The 15,919-nt window shown below is 70.5% G+C and carries 16 protein-coding genes; 9 read left to right on the top strand and 7 right to left on the bottom strand.

Features of this window, described 5'->3' with window-relative positions; all coding sequences use genetic code 11:
• Positions 1-54 precede the first annotated feature (54 nt).
• The gene (locus Q673_RS0118345) at positions 55-1,407 is read left to right on the top strand and encodes a DUF5924 family protein (protein ID WP_023005773.1); all 1,353 of its coding nucleotides are present in this window, start codon (positions 55-57) and stop codon (positions 1,405-1,407) included.
• Positions 1,408-1,480: 73 nt separating this feature from the next.
• Positions 1,481-1,927: a transcriptional regulator SlyA gene (slyA, locus tag Q673_RS26775; protein WP_023005772.1), complete on the top strand. Its 447-nt coding sequence runs from the start codon at positions 1,481-1,483 to the stop codon at positions 1,925-1,927.
• Here slyA and Q673_RS26770 read toward each other — a convergent pair.
• Positions 1,924-2,454: a hypothetical protein gene (locus Q673_RS26770; RefSeq protein ID WP_023005771.1), complete on the bottom strand. Its 531-nt coding sequence runs from the start codon at positions 2,452-2,454 to the stop codon at positions 1,924-1,926. The genes slyA and Q673_RS26770 overlap by 4 nt on opposite strands.
• Before the next feature lie 117 nt (positions 2,455-2,571).
• Here Q673_RS26770 and Q673_RS26765 point away from each other — a divergent pair, with 117 nt between their 5' ends.
• A complete protein-coding gene (locus Q673_RS26765) occupies positions 2,572-3,024 on the top strand; it encodes a universal stress protein (RefSeq protein WP_023005770.1) in 453 nt (150 codons plus the stop codon).
• 64 nt (positions 3,025-3,088) lie between these two features.
• On the opposite strand, the gene Q673_RS26760 is transcribed toward Q673_RS26765, so the two are convergent.
• Positions 3,089-5,029 (bottom strand): ATP-binding cassette domain-containing protein, encoded by a 1,941-nt coding sequence (locus tag Q673_RS26760; RefSeq protein WP_023005769.1) that lies wholly within the window; start codon positions 5,027-5,029, stop codon positions 3,089-3,091.
• Between the two features lie 125 nt (positions 5,030-5,154).
• Between Q673_RS26760 and Q673_RS26755 the strand changes: the two genes are divergently transcribed.
• Both Q673_RS26755 and Q673_RS26750 read left to right on the top strand, forming a co-directional pair.
• Positions 5,155-6,012 carry a TatD family hydrolase gene (locus Q673_RS26755; RefSeq protein WP_023005768.1) on the top strand — a complete coding sequence of 286 codons (858 nt, stop codon included), beginning with the start codon at positions 5,155-5,157 and terminating at the stop codon, positions 6,010-6,012.
• Between the two features lie 34 nt (positions 6,013-6,046).
• Positions 6,047-6,601 (top strand): hypothetical protein, encoded by a 555-nt coding sequence (locus Q673_RS26750; RefSeq protein WP_023005767.1) that lies wholly within the window; start codon positions 6,047-6,049, stop codon positions 6,599-6,601.
• Between the two features lie 8 nt (positions 6,602-6,609).
• Here the strand turns inward: Q673_RS26750 and Q673_RS26745 are convergent, their stop codons facing one another.
• Positions 6,610-8,784 carry a thiamine pyrophosphate-dependent enzyme gene (locus Q673_RS26745; protein ID WP_023005766.1) on the bottom strand — a complete coding sequence of 725 codons (2,175 nt, stop codon included), beginning with the start codon at positions 8,782-8,784 and terminating at the stop codon, positions 6,610-6,612.
• 90 nt (positions 8,785-8,874) lie between these two features.
• A complete protein-coding gene (locus Q673_RS26740; protein ID WP_023005765.1) occupies positions 8,875-9,432 on the bottom strand; it encodes an elongation factor P hydroxylase in 558 nt (185 codons plus the stop codon).
• Positions 9,433-9,562: 130 nt separating this feature from the next.
• On the opposite strand from Q673_RS26740, the gene Q673_RS26735 reads away from it, so the two are divergent.
• Together Q673_RS26735 and Q673_RS26730 are read left to right on the top strand one after the other, a co-directional pair.
• On the top strand, positions 9,563-11,014 hold the full coding sequence (locus tag Q673_RS26735; protein ID WP_023005764.1) for an MATE family efflux transporter: 1,452 nt from the start codon (positions 9,563-9,565) through the stop codon (positions 11,012-11,014).
• Positions 11,015-11,287: 273 nt separating this feature from the next.
• Positions 11,288-11,992 (top strand): hypothetical protein, encoded by a 705-nt coding sequence (locus tag Q673_RS26730; protein WP_023005763.1) that lies wholly within the window; start codon positions 11,288-11,290, stop codon positions 11,990-11,992.
• A gap of 21 nt (positions 11,993-12,013) precedes the next feature.
• Here the strand turns inward: Q673_RS26730 and tusA are convergent, their stop codons facing one another.
• A complete protein-coding gene (gene tusA / locus Q673_RS26725; protein WP_023005762.1) occupies positions 12,014-12,253 on the bottom strand; it encodes a sulfurtransferase TusA in 240 nt (79 codons plus the stop codon).
• 55 nt (positions 12,254-12,308) lie between these two features.
• Here tusA and Q673_RS26720 point away from each other — a divergent pair, with 55 nt between their 5' ends.
• A complete protein-coding gene (locus Q673_RS26720; RefSeq protein ID WP_023005761.1) occupies positions 12,309-12,599 on the top strand; it encodes an antibiotic biosynthesis monooxygenase family protein in 291 nt (96 codons plus the stop codon).
• Between the two features lie 9 nt (positions 12,600-12,608).
• Here the strand turns inward: Q673_RS26720 and rlmM are convergent, their stop codons facing one another.
• A complete protein-coding gene (gene rlmM, locus Q673_RS26715) occupies positions 12,609-13,676 on the bottom strand; it encodes a 23S rRNA (cytidine(2498)-2'-O)-methyltransferase RlmM (protein ID WP_023005760.1) in 1,068 nt (355 codons plus the stop codon).
• Between the two features lie 368 nt (positions 13,677-14,044).
• Here rlmM and gdhA point away from each other — a divergent pair, with 368 nt between their 5' ends.
• Positions 14,045-15,397 (top strand): NADP-specific glutamate dehydrogenase, encoded by a 1,353-nt coding sequence (gene gdhA / locus Q673_RS26710; RefSeq protein WP_023005759.1) that lies wholly within the window; start codon positions 14,045-14,047, stop codon positions 15,395-15,397.
• 105 nt (positions 15,398-15,502) lie between these two features.
• Here gdhA and Q673_RS36720 read toward each other — a convergent pair whose 3' ends face one another.
• Positions 15,503-15,664, bottom strand: coding sequence for a hypothetical protein (locus Q673_RS36720; protein WP_023005758.1), 162 nt, complete (start codon positions 15,662-15,664; stop codon positions 15,503-15,505).
• Positions 15,665-15,919: the final 255 nt, after the last annotated feature.

Here is a 15,919-nt window from a genome sequence, read left to right as displayed (position 1 = left end):
CCCGACCCTGCTAGGATGGCAGCTCACTCCCCCGTCGTCCCCCACGAGAGCGTGATGCCACCCGCCCCCTCCTCGTCCTCACCCGGCACACCCGGCCCCGGAGGCCGCCTGACCCGCCTGCAGCGCGGCGTCGAGACCCTGGTGGAGCAGCTGCGCCCCTGGAGCTGGCTATGGCCGCCGGTCGCCTTCGGCGCCGGCCTCGGCAGCTTCTTCCTGGTGGAGCGCCAGCAGTGGCTCGGCGCCCTGCTGGCGCTGGGCATGCTCGGCGCCTGGCTGCTGCTGTTCTCGGAGAGCATGATCGGGCGCCTGCTGGTGCGCCGCGGCTACCCGGCCCTGCCGCGCACGGTGACCCAGTTCATCGCCCAGATGATCCACCAGGAGACGCTGTTCTTCTGCCTCCCCTTCCTGCTGGTCACCACGGTGTGGCGCAGCGGCCAGGCGCTTTTCACCCTGCTGGTCGTCGGCATGGCGCTGTTCTCCGTCCTCGACCCGCTCTACCACCGGATCGCCGAGCGGCTGCGCTGGCTCTACTTCGTCTTCCACGCCCAGTGCGTCTTCCTGGTGGTGCTGGTCACCCTGCCCACCCTGCTCCACCTCACCACCTACCAGAGCCTGCTGCTGGCGATCGCCGCCATGCTGCTGTTCAGCCTGCCGAGCCTGTTGCACCTCACCGCCGCCCAGCACGGGCGACGCTGGCTGATGGTGCTGGTGCTGCTGCCGCTGCTGGCGGGGGCAGCCTGGGCCGGGCGGATCTGGGTGCCGCCGGCCAGCCTGTGGATCACCGCCACCGCCCTCTCGCCGGGCTTCGACGAGGCCTCGCGCCGTCCCAGGGGCGAGCTCACCCTGACGCCCGGGGCCCTGGCCGAGCAGGGGCTCTACGCCTACACCGCCATCCATGCCCCGCGCGGGCTGCGCGAGGAGGTGCACCATGTCTGGCGCCTGGACGGCAAGGAGGTAGACCGCATCGCGCTGACCATCGAGGGTGGCCGCGAGGCGGGCTACCGTGCCTGGAGCCACAAGCGCAACTTCCCCGAGGCGAGCACCGGACGCTGGCGTATCGACGTAATGACCGACGGCGGCCAGCGCATCGGGGTGATCCGCTTCCGGGTGGCCGAGGGCGAGGGGGCAACCCGGGCCGACGGGCGTATCCGGCGCCCCGTCGGGCTGCCGGGCCTGGCCTGGTGGCCCGGGGTCCCCGACGACGAGGCGGCGCGGGAGGAGGCGCCGACCCGCGAGGCAGAGGGAGAGGCGGAAGACGCAGGCAAGGAGGAAGCGGACAAGGCGGCGCCCCCCTCGCCCGAGGCGCCGGCCCTTCCGTCGCGGCAGGGGGAGGCCGCTGCCGCCTCGGGGGCTGCAGCGGCGTCGGGGACGGCGCCAGCGTTGGCCGGTAGTGAGAAAGGCGAATGATAAGCTCGCTTGCAATCCACGCACGGGCTTCCGACAATCCACCTTGATTCCACGCAACGACGGCGATTGCCCCATGCACGAGAACATCGGTTTCCAGCTCAGCCGCCTGCCCCGCCTGTGGCGGGCGGTGATCGACCGCCGCCTCGCCCCGCTGGGGCTGACCCAGACTCGCTGGGTCACGCTCTATCACCTGTGGCGCCTGGGCGACGGCCAGCCCCAGTGCGACCTGGCCCGGGCCATCGGCGTCGAGGCCCCCTCGCTGGTGCGCACCCTGGACCAGCTCTCCGAGCAGGGGCTGGTGGAGCGCCGCCCCTGCGACCAGGACCGCCGCACCAAGCGGGTCTTCCTTACCGCCGAGGCCAGTCCGCTGCTGGCGCGCATCGACGACGTGGTGCGCCAGGCGCGTAACGAGATGCTGGACGGCCTGAGCGAGGAGGAGGTCGCCACCCTGGCCGAGCTGCTGTCACGCATCGAGGACAACGGCCTCGCCCTCCAGGCCCGGGAGGGCGAGGAAGGCTAGCCCGGCGGCGGGGCCGGCGGGCCGGACCCCCCCGGGTCGTCGGGACGCCCCGCCAGGCCGTCGCGCAGCGCCTCGAAGTCGGGCAGGTAGGTGGAGAAACGCGCGAAGCCCTGGGACTCCCCCCACCACAGGGTCAGGGCGCGCGGGTCGGACTCCACCACCAGGGCATCCTGGGGCAGCCGCTCCAGCAGCGCCTTGAGCCGCGCCGCCAGCGGCTCGGGCAGCGGCCGCAGCGGCTCCGTGCGCCAGCGCCAGTCATGGGTGAAGGGCTTGAGCGCCGCGGCGGCATGGGTCTCGCGCACCAGCGTGAAGTCTGGCCCCGGGCGCTGCACCGGGTAGTGCCAGCGATAGGCCGGCATCGGCACCTTGTCATCGTGCAGCGGGGGGCGCTTGAGCGTCACCTTCACGCCGTGCTGCATGGCCGCCTGGCGCAGGGCCGCCACGCGCTTCTGCCGTGGGCTCGGCTTGAGCCACATCACCGGCGAGATCACCAGCAGCATGGCCAGCAGGATATAGAGCCAGATCATCGCGTCGTCGTCTCCAGTTGATGCGAAATGATTGATATAGATCGTTGTCTTGGCCGCCCAGGCGTCCTAGAGTGAAGGCATCCCGAGAACCGCGAGACATCCGCCGAGGAGCCCGCCATGAGCAACGAGTATCGCCACGTCCTGGTCGCCGTCGACCTGACCAAGGATTCCCACAAGGTGCTGGAGCGCGCCCACCAGATCGCCGACCGCAACCATGCCAAGCTCTCCATCATGCACACCCTGGAGCCGCTGGGCTTCGCCTACGGTGGCGACATCCCCATGGACCTGACCAGCATCCAGGACCAGCTCGACGAGCACGCCAAGCACCGCTTGGCCGAGATCGCCGACCCCCACGTGGCCAAGGAGGACCAGCACGTGGTGGTGGGCATGCCCGACACCGAGATCCACCGCTTCGCCGAGGAGCGCGACGTCGACCTGATCGTGGTCGGCTCCCACGGCCGCCACGGCTTCGCCCTGCTGCTGGGCTCCACCTCCACCGGGGTGCTCCACGGCGCCCAGTGCGACGTGCTTGCCGTGCGCGTGGGCAAGAAGGGCGAGAGCGAGGAGTAACCGCGCGCCCTCTCCTCTGCCTTCGAAGGCGCCCCTCGGGGCGCCTTCTTGCTGTCCCGCCGGTTTACGCCTCGCCGGAGGCCTGGGCCTCCAGCTCCATCCAGCGCTCCATGGCGGCATCCAGCGCCGCCTGCCTGGCGGCCATCGCCTCCAGGGTGGCGGTGACCCGGGTGGCCTCCTGCTGGTAGAAGCCCGGGTCGCCGACCCGGGCCTCGAACTCGGCGACCTCTGCCTCTAGCCGCTCGATCTCCCCGGGCAGGGCATCGAGCTCGCGTTGCAGCTTGTAGGAGAGCTTGGCGGGCTTCCTGGCGGCCTCCTGGCGGGCCGGCGGCGCCTCGCGCTCGCTGGTCGCGCGGACCTCCTCGGCACCCCGGGTCGGTTCGGCCTGCTGGCGCGCCGCCCCCTCCCAGGGCGCCGGCGGCAGCCTGCCGCCCTGGCGCACCCAGTCGCTGTAGCCCCCCACGTACTCGCGCACCCGGCCCTCGCCTTCGAAGGCCAGCACGCTGGTCACCACGTTGTCCATGAAGGCGCGGTCGTGGGAGACCAGCAGCAGGGTGCCGTCGAAGTCGAGCAGCAACTCCTCGAGCAGCTCCAGGGTCTCCACGTCCAGGTCGTTGGTGGGCTCGTCGAGTACCAGCACGTTGGCCGGCTGGGTGAACAGCTTGGCCAGCAGCAGGCGGTTGGACTCGCCCCCGGAGAGGGCCTTGACCGGCTGGCGCACCCGGTCGGGGGTGAACAGGAAGTCCTGCAGGTAGCTCATCACGTGGCGGTCGCGGCCGCCCACCGTGACCCGGTCGCTGCCCTGGGCGACGTTGTCGTAGACCGTCTTCTCGGGCTCGAGGCCGCCGCGCAGCTGGTCGAAGTAGGCCACCTGGAGCTTGGTGCCCAGGCGCACCTGCCCTTCCGTGGGGTCGAGCTCGCCGAGCAGGATCTTGAGCAGGGTGGTCTTGCCGGCGCCGTTGCGGCCGATGAAGCCGATGCGGTCGCCGCGCTGGATCTCCAGCGAGAGGTCGCGGATCACCGCCTCGTCGCCGTAGCGCTGGGTGACGTGCTTGAGCTCCACCACCCGCTTGCCGCTACGCTCGCCGCTGTCCACCGCGAGGCTGGCATTGCCCTGGCGCTCGCGGCGCTGGCTGCGCTCGCGGCGCATCTGCTCGAGCGCCCGCACCCGTCCCTCGTTGCGGGTGCGCCGCGCCTTGATGCCCTGGCGGATCCACGCCTCCTCCTGGGCCAGCTTCCTGTCGAACTCGGCGTTCTCCCGCGCCTCCACCTCCAGCTCATGGGCCTTCTGGGCCTGGTAGGCGGCGTAGTCGCCGGGATAGCGCCCCAGCCGGCCGCGGTCGAGCTCGAGGATCGCCGTGGCCAGCTTCGACAGGAAGGCACGGTCGTGGGTGATGAAGAGCACCGCGCCGTCGAAGGCGGCGAGCTGCTCCTCCAGCCAGGCGATGGTGTCGAGGTCGAGGTGGTTGGTGGGCTCGTCGAGCAGCAGCAGGTCGGGCTCGGCGACCAGCGCCCGGGCCAGCGCCACGCGCCGGCGCCAGCCACCGGAGAGCGCCGCCATCTCGGCGTCGGCGGGCAGCCCCAGACGGGTGAGCACCACGTCGATGCGCTGGTGGAAGGACCAGCCGTCGATCGCCTCGAGGCGCGTCTGCAGGCTCGCCATGCGGCGCATGTCCGGCTCCGCCTCGCTCACCAGGTGGTGGTACTCGGAGAGCAGCTCCCCCGCCTCGGGCAGGCCGCCGGCCACCACATCGAAGATGGTCTGGCCGTCCGCCTCGGGCAGCTCCTGGGCCAGCACCCCGACCTTGAGGCCGGGGGCGCGCCAGATGCTGCCGCCGTCGGGCTGGGTCTCGCCGGCCACCAGGCGCAGCAGGGTCGACTTGCCGCTGCCGTTGCGCCCCACCAGGGCCAGCCGCTCGCCCTTCTCCAGCACCAGGTCGGCACCGTCGAGCAGCACATGGGGGCCGTAGGCCAGTTGCAGCTGTTCCAGACGTAGCAGGGTCACGCGCGAACCTCTCTTGATCGTGAAGGCCGCCAGTGTAACGCAAGCGGCGCGCGGCGTGGCCGCGGCATCGGCCCCGCGGGTACAATACGCACTCCCGAATCCCGCGAACCGACAGGAGCCCCGGCGTGGCCGAGACCTTCGACGATTTCCTGCCCGAGGCGCTGCGCTTCACCTCGCCCGCCCCGCTGGTGGACATCGGCGCCAACCTGACCCACGAGAGCTTCGCCCGCGACCTGCCGGCGGTGCTGGCCCGGGCCCGGGCCGCCAGGGTGACCACCCTGATCCTCACCGGCACCGACCGCGAGCACGCCGAGCAGGCGGTGGCGATGTGCCGCGAGCACGGCGATGCGGGGCTTTCGCTTCACGCCACCGCAGGGGTGCACCCCCACGACGCCAGCCGCTGGGACGCCGAGCTGGCCGCCGCCATGGCCGCGCTACAGCGCCAGCCCGAGGTGGTAGCAGTGGGCGAGTGCGGGCTCGACTTCAACCGCAACTTCTCCTCCCCCACCGACCAGCAGCGCGCCTTCGAGGGCCAGCTCGCCATCGCCGCCGAGAGCGGCAAGCCGCTGTTCCTCCACGAGCGCGACGCCGGCCGGCGCCTGCGCGAGATGCTCCACGCCTGGCGCGACGACATCGGCGACGCCGTGGTGCACTGCTTCACCGCCGACCGCGAGACGCTGTTCGGCTACCTGGACCTCGACCTGCATATCGGCCTGACCGGCTGGCTGTGCGACGAGCGCCGCGGCCACCACCTGCGCGAGCTGGTCGGCGAGATCCCCGCCGAGCGCCTGATGGTGGAGACCGACTGCCCCTACCTGCTGCCGCGCAATTTACCTGCCAAACTCAAGGGCAGGCGCCACGAGCCGGCGCTGCTGCCGTGGATCGTGCGCGAGATCGCCCACTGGCGTGGCGAGAGCGAGGCCGCGCTGGCGAAGAGCACCAGCGCCACGGCACGGCGCTTCTTCCGGCTGCCGGCAGCCTGAGAAACCTTCGACCGAGACCATGAGGAACCCGGAGATGCCCCCCACAGGCGACACCTCGATCCCCGGCTTCATCGCCGTGGAGACCGGCGACGACGGCGGCCTGCCGCTGGCGATCGCCTGGACGCTGCCCGACGGCCGCGTCAAGCACACCCTGATCCAGCCCGAGGACGACTGGCTGGACGACGAGCTCATCTCGCTGGGCGAGTACAGCCTCGAGGAGCTCAACGGCATGGGGGTCAGCCCGCTGGACGTGATCCGCGAACTGGAGAACGACCACTTCAGCGCCACCCTCTACACCGCCGGGGTCGGCGACGACGAGGCGGCGCTGTCACGCCTGTTCGACACCTACGGCCTGGACCCCTTCGTCGAGCTGGCGCCGGCGGAGAGCCTCTATGACGACCTCGCTCCCGGCGACTGGTCTCGGGCCCGCGGCGAGCTTTTCGGCGAGCTGGGGCTGGAGCCGCTGCGCCCCGAGCACGAGGTGGCGGTGATGCTCAACCTGCACCAGCGCCTCGCCCCGGACGTCGCCCCCCCGGAGGCGACCCCCTTCGATGGTCGCCTGCTGGACGGGGACGACGGCGACGACTGAGGGGGCCTTCATGCCCCCGACCGCCCCAGCAGCGCCCGCGCCGCCTCGACGATGCTCGCCACCGAGGGCAGCGTGGCGGTGGCCGCCGGGCCCAGCGGGATGAAGCTCTCCTCGGCGGTGAGCCGAGCCAGGCGCTCGCCGGGCACGCCCCGCTCCACCAGGCCGGTCACCAGCTCCTCGCTCACCGAGCCCGTGCGGCGGCACTCGTCGACGATCAGCACCCGCCCGCAGTCGGCCACGGCGGCCTGCACGGCGTCGTGGTCGATGGCGGTGAGCCAGCGCAGGTCGAGGACCCGCAGCGCCACCCCGTCGGCCTCGAGCGTCGCCGCGGCCTGCCGCGCGAGATGCACGCCGTTGCCGTAGGTGAGGATGGCAAGCTCGCGCCCCTCCCCCCAGCGGCCGAGCTCACCCACCGGCAGGCGATGCTCGGGCCCTGGGTCGGCGAAGCACCAGCCGCCATCGCCCTCGGCATGCAGGTCGCGGGTGTGGTAGAGGGCGATGGGTTCGATGATCACCACCACCCGCTGCTCCTCGTCGGCCAGACGCACCGCCTCCTGCAGGAGCCCCACGGCGTCGGCCCCGTTGGAGGGGCAGGCCACCAGCAGGCCGGGGATGTCGCGCAGCACGGCGATGGCGTTGTCGTTGTGGAAGTGGCCGCCGAAGCCCTTCTGGTAGCCGAGCCCGGCGATGCGCACCACCATGGGGTTGGTGTACTGGCCGCTGGAGAAGAAGCTCAGGGTGGCCGCCTCGCCGCGCAGCTGGTCCTCGGCGTTGTGCAGGTAGGCCAGGAACTGGATCTCGAGGATCGGCACCAGGCCGCTCTGGCCCAGGCCGATGCCGAGCCCCAGGATGCTCTGCTCGTCGAGCAGGGTGTCGATCACCCGGTGGGCCCCGAAGCGGGCCTGCAGCTTCTGGGTCACCCCGTAGACGCCGCCCTTGCGGCCGATGTCCTCGCCGGCCATCACCAGGTGCGGGTAGCGGGTCATCAGCCGCTCCAGCGCCTGGTTGAGGCGGCGGGCCAGGGTGTCGGGGGCGGCATCGACCCGTCCCTGCCAGGGCTGCGCCCGACCGGAGCGCGCCGGCGGCACGATGCTGGCCATCACCTGGGCGGCGCTTTGCAGGCGCGGGCGACCGATCACCTCCTCGGCCAGGCTCGCCACCCGCTCGCGCACCCCATGGTAGAGGGCGGCGATCCCCTCCCGGTCGAGGCCGGCATGGCGCCGCAGCAGCCCGGCGCCCACCAGCAGCGGGTCGCGGGCCTCGTCGGCCTGGATCCGCGCCGGCGAGAGGTAGGCCTGCTGGGCGTCGGAGCCGGCGTGGCCGTAGAGGCGCACGCAGCGCATGTGCAGGAACACCGGCTGGCGGCGGACCCGGGCGATGCGCACCGCCTCGCTGGCCGCGCGCCAGGTGTCGAGCAGGTCGAGGCCGTCGCAGGCGAGGTAGTGGATGCCGGGACGCGCGGCCATGCTGGCGGCCACCCAGCCCTGGGGGGTGGGGGTGGAGATGCCGATGGCGTTGTCCTCGCACAGCCACACCACCGGCATGGGCAGGCCCTGGTAGGCGGCCCAGCCGGCGGCATTGAGCGCCCCCTGGGCGGTGGAGTGGTTGAAGGAGGCGTCGCCGAAGCTGCACAGCACCACGCCATCGTGGGACCACTCCCCCTCGAGCCCCAGGCGCCGCAGCAGAGCAAGGGCGTGGCCGGTGCCCATCGCCTTGGGCAGGTGCGAGGCGATGGTGCTGGTCTGGGGCGGGATGGCCAGCGCCTTCGAGCCGAGCACCTTGTGGCGACCGCCGGAGATCGGGTCCTCGGCACAGGCGGCGAAGCTCAGCAGCAGGTCGCGCAGGGGGTTCTGGCCCGGCACCCGGCGGGCGCGCTGGATGAAGAAGGCCGCGTCGCGATAGTGGAGGAAGGCGGGGTCGTCTGGGCGCAGCGCCAGGGCCACGGCGGCATTGCCCTCGTGACCGGCGCTGCCGATGGTGTAGAAGCCCTCGCCGCGGGCCTGCAGGCGACGCGCGGCCAGGTCCAGGTGGCGGCTCATCAGCTGCGACTCGTAGAGCTCGACCAGCGCCTCGGGGGCCATGCCCACCGCCTCCGGCGTCAGCGCCTGCTCGGGGTCGGGCCAGGCATCCCGCGCAAGCGCCTCGAGGAAGCGCTGCTCCTGGGGCAAGGCATCGTGGCTCACGGCGTCTCCCTGTGCCGGTGAATGGACCTACACCCTAGCCCGAACTCGGCCGCCGGCGACAGGCCCCGCCCCCTCACGCTGGCCAACGCTTCATGCCGTCGCCGCCTCCAGGCAGGCTCGCCCCGCCGCCACCGCCTCGGCAGGCGACGCCCCGCGGGAATAGTAGGCCGCCAGGGCGGTGCGCATCGCCTCCGCCCGGGGCGGCAGCCCCTCGCGCTCGTAGCGGGCAGCCCGCGCCTCGACGCTGGCGTGGAAGGCGTGGCGGTCGACCTCGGCGTCACCCTCGAGGTTGTCGACGCTGACATGGAAGGTCAGCCCGCAGGCCCGCGAGAACAGCAGCTCCAACGCCTGGGGCGCCACCTCCACCGCCTCGAAGTCGCGCTGCTGGGCGGCATCGCGACCGTCGGGCAGGTACCAGTAGCCGTAGTCCTCCAGCCGGCGTCGCCGCGCGCCGGCGATGCACCAGTGGCTGATCTCGTGCAGCGCGCTGGTGAAGAAGCCGCGGGCGAAGATCACCCGATGGAAGGGCGTGGCGTCATCGGCGGGCAGGTAGAGCGGCTCGTCGCCGCCACGCACCAGGCGCGTGTGGTAGGTCTCGGCGAAGAGGCCGTCGAACAGGGCGATGATCTCCTCGAGGCGGTGCGACACGCGACCTCCTTGATCGGAAAAGGGCTGAAGGGGAACGGGGCGGCAGTATACCCGGGCGCGACGCGGGCGGAAAACGGGCCGACTTGCTAGCATGGGCCTCCCGCCGACCCGTCTGCATGGAGCGCACGACTTGAGCCGCCTGCTCGCCACCCTGCTCGACACCACCCGCCGCGAGACCCGACCGCTGCTGCTGCTGGCGCTGCCCATCTGCGGTGCCCAGCTGGCCCAGGCGGGCATGAGCGTGGCCGACATCATGATGACCGGCCGCCTGGGCGCCACCGACCTCGCGGCGGTCTCGGTGGGCTCGAGCCTGTGGCTGCCGCTGATGCTGTTCATGACCGGCACCCTGATGGGCCTCACCCCCGTGGTCGCCCAGCTGCTGGGCGGGCGCCGCACCGCCAAGATCCGCCCCGCCGTGCACCAGGGGCTGTGGATCGCCCTGGCGCTGGGCGTGCTGGCCGCCGCCCTGCTGTGGTTCGCGGTGGGCCCCATCCTCACCCTGATGGAGGTGCCCGCGGCGGTGGCCGAGCGCTCCCACGCCTACCTGGCGGCGGTGGCCTTCGGCATGCCCGGCGCGGCGCTGTTCCAGGCGCTGCGCGCCTTCTCCGACGGCATGAACCACACCCGCCCCTCGCTGTGGATCAGCCTGGTGGGGCTGGCCGTCAACGTGCCCAGCAACTTCGTGCTGATCTACGGCGGCGAGGGGCTCGGCGACCTGGCGGGCGACCGGCTGCCGGGCTGGCTACTCGACCTGCCGGCGCTGGGGGCGCTGGGCTGCGGCATCGCCACGGCGCTGTCGCTGTGGAGCATGTGCCTGGCCATGGCGCTCTACACGCGCCGCTCCCGTGCCTACGGCGAGGTGCGGCTGTGGCACTCCCCCACCCCTCCCCGCCGGCGCGCGATCGGCGAGCTGCTCCACGTGGGGGTGCCCATCGGCGTGGCGATCTTCGTCGAGGTCACCCTCTTCACACTGATCGCGCTGTTCATCGCCAGCCTCGGCGAGGTCACCGTGGCCGCCCACCAGGTGGCGCTCAACTACACCTCGATCCTCTTCATGCTGCCGCTCTCGCTGAGCATGGCGCTGACGGTGCGCGTGGGCAACGTGCTCGGCCAGGGCCGGCCGGGCCACGCCCGGCGGGTAGCCTGGCACGGCATCGCCGTGAGCCTGGCCATCGCCCTGCTCAACGGCCTGCTGCTGCACGTCACGGCGCAGCCGGTGATCGCGCTCTACACCAACGATGCCGAGGTGGCGCGCCTGGCGCTGTCGCTGGTGGTGCTGGCGATGTGCTACCAGGTCTCGGACTCGCTGCAGGTCAACCTGGCCGGCGCCCTGCGCGGCTACAAGGACACGCGTATCATCATGCTGATCACCCTGGCCTCCTACTGGCTGATCGGCATGGCCGGCGGCCACTGGCTGGGCACCCGCGGTGTCCCCGGGCTGAGCGGGCCGCTGGGGGTCCAGGGCTACTGGATCGGGCTGATCGGCGGCCTCACCATGGCGGCTCTGCTGCTCGGCGAGCGCCTCAGGCGGATCAGCGCGGCAGCGGCGGAGGGCAGCTACGATGCGCTGGGCATTCGTTAACAGCAGCCCAGCCCTGCTGCCGGTCGCGGGGCTGGGAGGCCTGCTGGCCGCCTGCGGCAGCGGCGGCGACAGCAACGACCTGCTCGTCGACAGCCACTGCGCAGCGCCCTGGCAGAGCGCTGCCGGTGAGGCAGCGGATGTGCGACAGGGCTTAACCTCCCCTACCGTCTGTGCTATTGGTGGTGCCTGAGTGACGCAGAGCGCTTCCGCGCCGACCCGGGGAGCCTGCCGCCCGGTTCGGTCCCGTGATCAAGCAGCACGTGGAGGGACACCATGGGAATCCCGATGTCACCCCGCCCCGCCCGGGTCATCGACCTGGAAGCCAGGCGCCAGCGTCAGCAGGCCAGGCGTCGCCTGATCCGGCTGGCCCCGGAACTCGACGGCCTCGAGATGGTGTACCGCCTCGGTGGCAGCCCCGACACCCTCTACGGCATGCCGCTGCTGGCCTGGGGCCTGCGCGAGGATGGCGAGGTGGTGGGCCTGGTGCCCTGGATGGAGACCCTGACGCCCTGCCAGCGGCTCGACGATGACGAACATGGCCGCTTCGTCGGCTACCGCGACCCCGAGACCGAGGAGCTCTTCGAGACGGCGCCGGAACACAAGCTGATGGAGCTCGAGCATGCCGCCGCCTACTTCGACTACGAGGAGACCGACCAGGTCACCCTGATCCAGCAGCTCCCCGAGACCCAGGGCACCCACGCCCTGTGCATGGACGACGGCGACGCCCCCTGGCAGCTCAAGCAGGTGTTCGGCTGGCGCCTCTATAGCGACGGCAGCGTCGAGGCCCTGCTCGCCGACGAGCGGCGCGTGGAGGAGACGCCGATCCTGCTCGGCGACCCCTGCCTCTACCCCGGCCACAGCCGCCATCGCGTGGTCTACTTCTTCCAGCGCCAGATCGCCAACCGCATCCGCCGCGAGGACCCCGCCACCCTGGAGGCGCTGGCGCTGATGGTGATGCCCGACGACGCCCGACCGTGAGCCGGGGCGTTGGGGACAGGATTAGCCCAAACGGATAAAGTAGAGGTAGCTGTCCCCGCGCTCCTGCTGATCGATCAGCTCGTGTCCCAGGAAATGACAGAACTTGGGCACGTCGCGGGTGGTCGCCGGGTCGCTGGCGATCACCTTGAGCACCTCGCCCGGTTGCATGTCGCGGACCTTGTTGTGCATCAGCATGATCGGCTCGGGGCAGTAGAGCCCGGTGGTGTCGAGCTCGGCAGTGAAGTCGGGTGTCTCCGCCATCGTGGGCCTCGTGGTTGCAGAGAAGGTTGCAAGGAAATCAGTCGGAGCCAGTCAGATGATCAAGATCATTATCGAACGCCGCATCATGCCCGGCCTCGAGGAGGAGTACGAGCAAGCCGCCCGCGAGGCCATGCGCGAGTCGCTGGGGGCCCGCGGCTTCGTCGGCGGCGAGAGCCTCGTGGAGCTGGGGCACAGCGACCGCCGGCTGATGATCACCAAGTGGCGCGACCTGCGCGCCTGGAAGGAATGGTACACCAGCGAGACTCGCGCCCGGGTGATGCAGCAGCTGATGCCGCTGCTCACCGAGGAGGAGCGGATCCGCATCTACGAGCCCGCCTCCCACTGAACCGGCCCCTCACTCGGTGAGGCGTACGTGGACCGTGACTTCCTCGCGGTCATGGTAGAGGTGACGGCAGGCGATCTCGGCGGGGACTCCGGCCGCCTCCAGGGCCGACGCGAGGCGCTCGAGGCAGGATGCCACCTCGGGCCAGCGGCGCTTCATCGGCAGTTTGAGGTTGAATACCGCCTCCCGGCACCAACGCCGCACCAGCCAGCGCTCCACCATCGCCTCGACCCGCGAGGGCTTGTCGACGATGTCACAGACCAGCCAGTCGAGGCGGTAGGGGGGCTCCCAGGTGAAGCCATCCTCGCGCAGGTGCTCCACCTGGCCGCTGGCCATCAGGGCCTTGTCCATGGGGCCGTTGTCGATGGCATAGACGTGCATGCCACGCTGCACCAGCTGCCAGGTCCAGCCGCCCGGGGCCGCCCCCAGATCCGCGGCCTGCATGCCCTCGCCCAGCCGCTCGCCCCACGCCTCACGGGGCACGAACTCGTGCCACGCCTCCTCCAGCTTGAGCGTGGAGCGACTGGGGGCCGCATGCGGGAAGCGCAACCGGCGAATGCCGCCCGGCAGCTCGCTGCGGTTACCGGGAAAGCTCATGCCCAGCTGGACGCGATCCCCCGCGCTCCACAGCAGGTGCAGACGACGGCCGCCGGCCTTGCGACGCAGCGCCTTGCGCTTCTTCAGCAGAGAGGTCAGCGGACGCTCCAGCGCCCTGGCCAACCCCGCTAGCGCCTTGCCGTCGTTGGTATCCGGCGTCTCCTGCCACAGGCTCTCGAAGCTCCAGCCACTCGCCACCACCTGGTCGACGATCGCCGTCAGGCGGTCATCGCGGGAGAGCGTCAGCGGCGGCAGGGCCACCAGGCTCTGGCGGGCGAAGACCAGCCCGGCCAGGCGCAGCGCCCGATGCAGGGCATTGGCCGTCTCGCCCTCGGGCAGGCGAAAGCGCACGAAACCCGCCCCCCCGTCGAAGCAGGCCTCGCCCTGCCAGCCCGCCGCGGCGGCCTTGTCGGCAAGCTCGGCCGCCAGGTCGGCCTCGAAGCCGGGTCGGCAGTAACAGAGCAGCTCTGCGGGATAGATCATCGTCGTCTCCATGGGGCCTGGCCGCCCTCTTGCTGTCGCATGGCGACGCCGGCGGTCATTCATCGGCGCGGACCTTAGCACCCCCGACGACCCGGGGAAAGCCAGGCGCCACGCCCCGACCATCACCGCCGCCAGCGTCGTTAACGTCATAACGTTTTTTTACCGTTTATGAAGCCTGATTAATGTGCCGATCTGGTGCGCGATTTTTCGCCATTTTCAAGCGATTTTGGCTAATAACGATGTCTAGTCCGCGCATGGCCCATACATTTGCTGCATAATGGTGCATTGATATATAGTCGTTGTCCGTGGAAACCACTTTCAGGTTGGCCGACCGCGGCCGTCCCCCTCACCTCACACAGGACACGACGATGCCCTACGTACACGACACCCTCGAACGCCTGCGCAAGAGCAGCCCCGCCCAGACCGAGTTCTACCAGGCCGCCGAAGAGGTCCTGGAATGCCTGCGCCCGCTGTTCCAGCACAGCCCCCACTACCTCGACCACAGCATCATCGAGCGTATCGTGGAGCCCGAGCGTCAGATCATGTTCCGCATCTGCTGGACTGACGATGCCGGCAAGGTCCAGGTGAACAAGGGCTACCGCGTGCAGTTCAACTCGGCGCTGGGTCCCTACAAGGGCGGCCTGCGCTTCCACCCCAGCGTTACCTCCGGGACCATCAAGTTCCTGGGCTTCGAGCAGATCTTCAAGAACGCCCTCACCGGCCTGCCCATCGGCGGCGGCAAGGGCGGCTCCGACTTCGACCCCAAGGGCAAGTCCGACGGCGAGATCATGCGTTTCTGCCAGGCCTTCATGGCCGAGCTCTATCGTCATATCGGCCCGACCACCGACGTGCCCGCCGGTGATATCGGCGTGGGCGGTCGCGAGATCGGTTACCTCTACGGCCAGTACAAGCGCCTGACCGGCCGCTACGAGGGCGTGCTGACCGGCAAGGGCCTCGACTGGGGCGGTTCCATCGGGCGCAAGGAGGCAACCGGGTACGGCGCGGTCTACTTCGCCCAGAACATGCTGGAGGCGCGCGGCAAGACCCTGGAAGGCAAGACCTGCCTGGTCTCCGGTGCCGGCAACGTGGCGATCTACACCATCGAGAAGCTCTACGAGATGGGCGCCAGGCCGATCACCTGCTCCGACTCCCGCGGCACCCTGCATGACCCGCGCGGCATCGACCTCGACCTGCTCAAGGAGCTCAAGGAGGTCAAGCGCGCCTCCCTGGAGGCCTACCTCGAGCATCACTCCGAGGCGAGCTACATCCCGGTCGGCGAGTATCCCGAGGATGGTCACGCGGTCTGGCGCATCAAGGCCGATGCCGCCTTCCCCTGTGCCACCCAGAACGAGCTGACCGCCGGTGATGCCGAGGTGCTGCTGAAGAACGGCATCACCTGCATCAGCGAAGGCGCCAACATGCCTTCCACCGCCGACGCCGTGGACCGCTTCCTGGAAGCCCGCATCGCCTACGGTCCCGGCAAGGCAGCCAATGCCGGCGGCGTGGCCACCAGCCAGCTGGAGATGGCCCAGAACAGCAGCATGGAGCAGTGGCCGCTGGAGAAGGTCGACGCCAAGCTCAAGGAGATCATGGCCAACATCCACCAGCAGTGCGCCGACACCGCCGAGGAGTTCGGCGAGCCCACCAACCTGGTGCTGGGCGCCAACATCGCCGGGTTCCGCAAGGTCGCCGACGCCATGATCGACCAGGGCGTCGTCTGATCCCTGGTGATCGCCGGCCTCCGGCGCATCACGAAGAAGCCCGGGCCATCGGCCCGGGCTTCTTCTTTGTGGCCCACCGACGGCCGCTGGGCGGCCGTCAGGTGATCAACTGTAAGGCAGGAAGCCGCGGCGCTCATGGGCCGCGCACTGGGCCTCCGCGAGGCGGATCATCCCCCGCCACAGGCGACGCATCAGCGGACGGACGATGACGCGCGAGGTACCGGAACGGTTCCAGATGGTGGGATAGGTCTCGACCGACGGGGTCATGGCAGGGCCCTCTGTGGACTATGTAAGATGCACGCATCATACCTTGGTATAACGACTAAAGTCTAACCTCATTCCACCGAGACCCAGACGCAAAAAGCCCCGACCATCACACGATGATCGGGGCTTTTCCGAATAGCTACCTAGCTGCCGGACCGACGTGGCCCCAGGAAGCAAGAGGCTTCCCGCTAGCCATGAAAAAACCCCGAACATCGGAATGCTCGGGGTTTTCTCGGTATAAGTGCCTGACGATGACCT

It is taken from the genome of Halomonas sp. PBN3, from assembly GCF_000475415.1.
In the GTDB taxonomy this organism is placed as follows: domain Bacteria; phylum Pseudomonadota; class Gammaproteobacteria; order Pseudomonadales; family Halomonadaceae; genus Halomonas; species Halomonas shengliensis.
Note: the sequence above shows the minus strand (reverse complement) of the source record. Positions and strands in the feature narration are given on the sequence as shown.

Bases quoted from the DNA above. Each gene is read 5' to 3' on its own strand.
- Q673_RS0118345 (WP_023005773.1), top strand. From the start codon at position 55: ATGCCACCCGCCCCCTCCTCGTCCTCACCCGGCACACCCGGCCCCGGA.
- slyA (WP_023005772.1), top strand. From the start codon at position 1,481: ATGCACGAGAACATCGGTTTCCAGCTCAGCCGCCTGCCCCGCCTGTGG.
- Q673_RS26770 (WP_023005771.1), bottom strand. From the start codon at position 2,454: ATGATCTGGCTCTATATCCTGCTGGCCATGCTGCTGGTGATCTCGCCG.
- Q673_RS26765 (WP_023005770.1), top strand. From the start codon at position 2,572: ATGAGCAACGAGTATCGCCACGTCCTGGTCGCCGTCGACCTGACCAAG.
- Q673_RS26750 (WP_023005767.1), top strand. From the start codon at position 6,047: ATGCCCCCCACAGGCGACACCTCGATCCCCGGCTTCATCGCCGTGGAG.
- Q673_RS26730 (WP_023005763.1), top strand. From the start codon at position 11,288: ATGGGAATCCCGATGTCACCCCGCCCCGCCCGGGTCATCGACCTGGAA.
- tusA (WP_023005762.1), bottom strand. From the start codon at position 12,253: ATGGCGGAGACACCCGACTTCACTGCCGAGCTCGACACCACCGGGCTC.
- Q673_RS26720 (WP_023005761.1), top strand. From the start codon at position 12,309: ATGATCAAGATCATTATCGAACGCCGCATCATGCCCGGCCTCGAGGAG.
- rlmM (WP_023005760.1), bottom strand. From the start codon at position 13,676: ATGATCTATCCCGCAGAGCTGCTCTGTTACTGCCGACCCGGCTTCGAG.
- gdhA (WP_023005759.1), top strand. From the start codon at position 14,045: ATGCCCTACGTACACGACACCCTCGAACGCCTGCGCAAGAGCAGCCCC.
- Q673_RS36720 (WP_023005758.1), bottom strand. From the start codon at position 15,664: ATGACCCCGTCGGTCGAGACCTATCCCACCATCTGGAACCGTTCCGGT.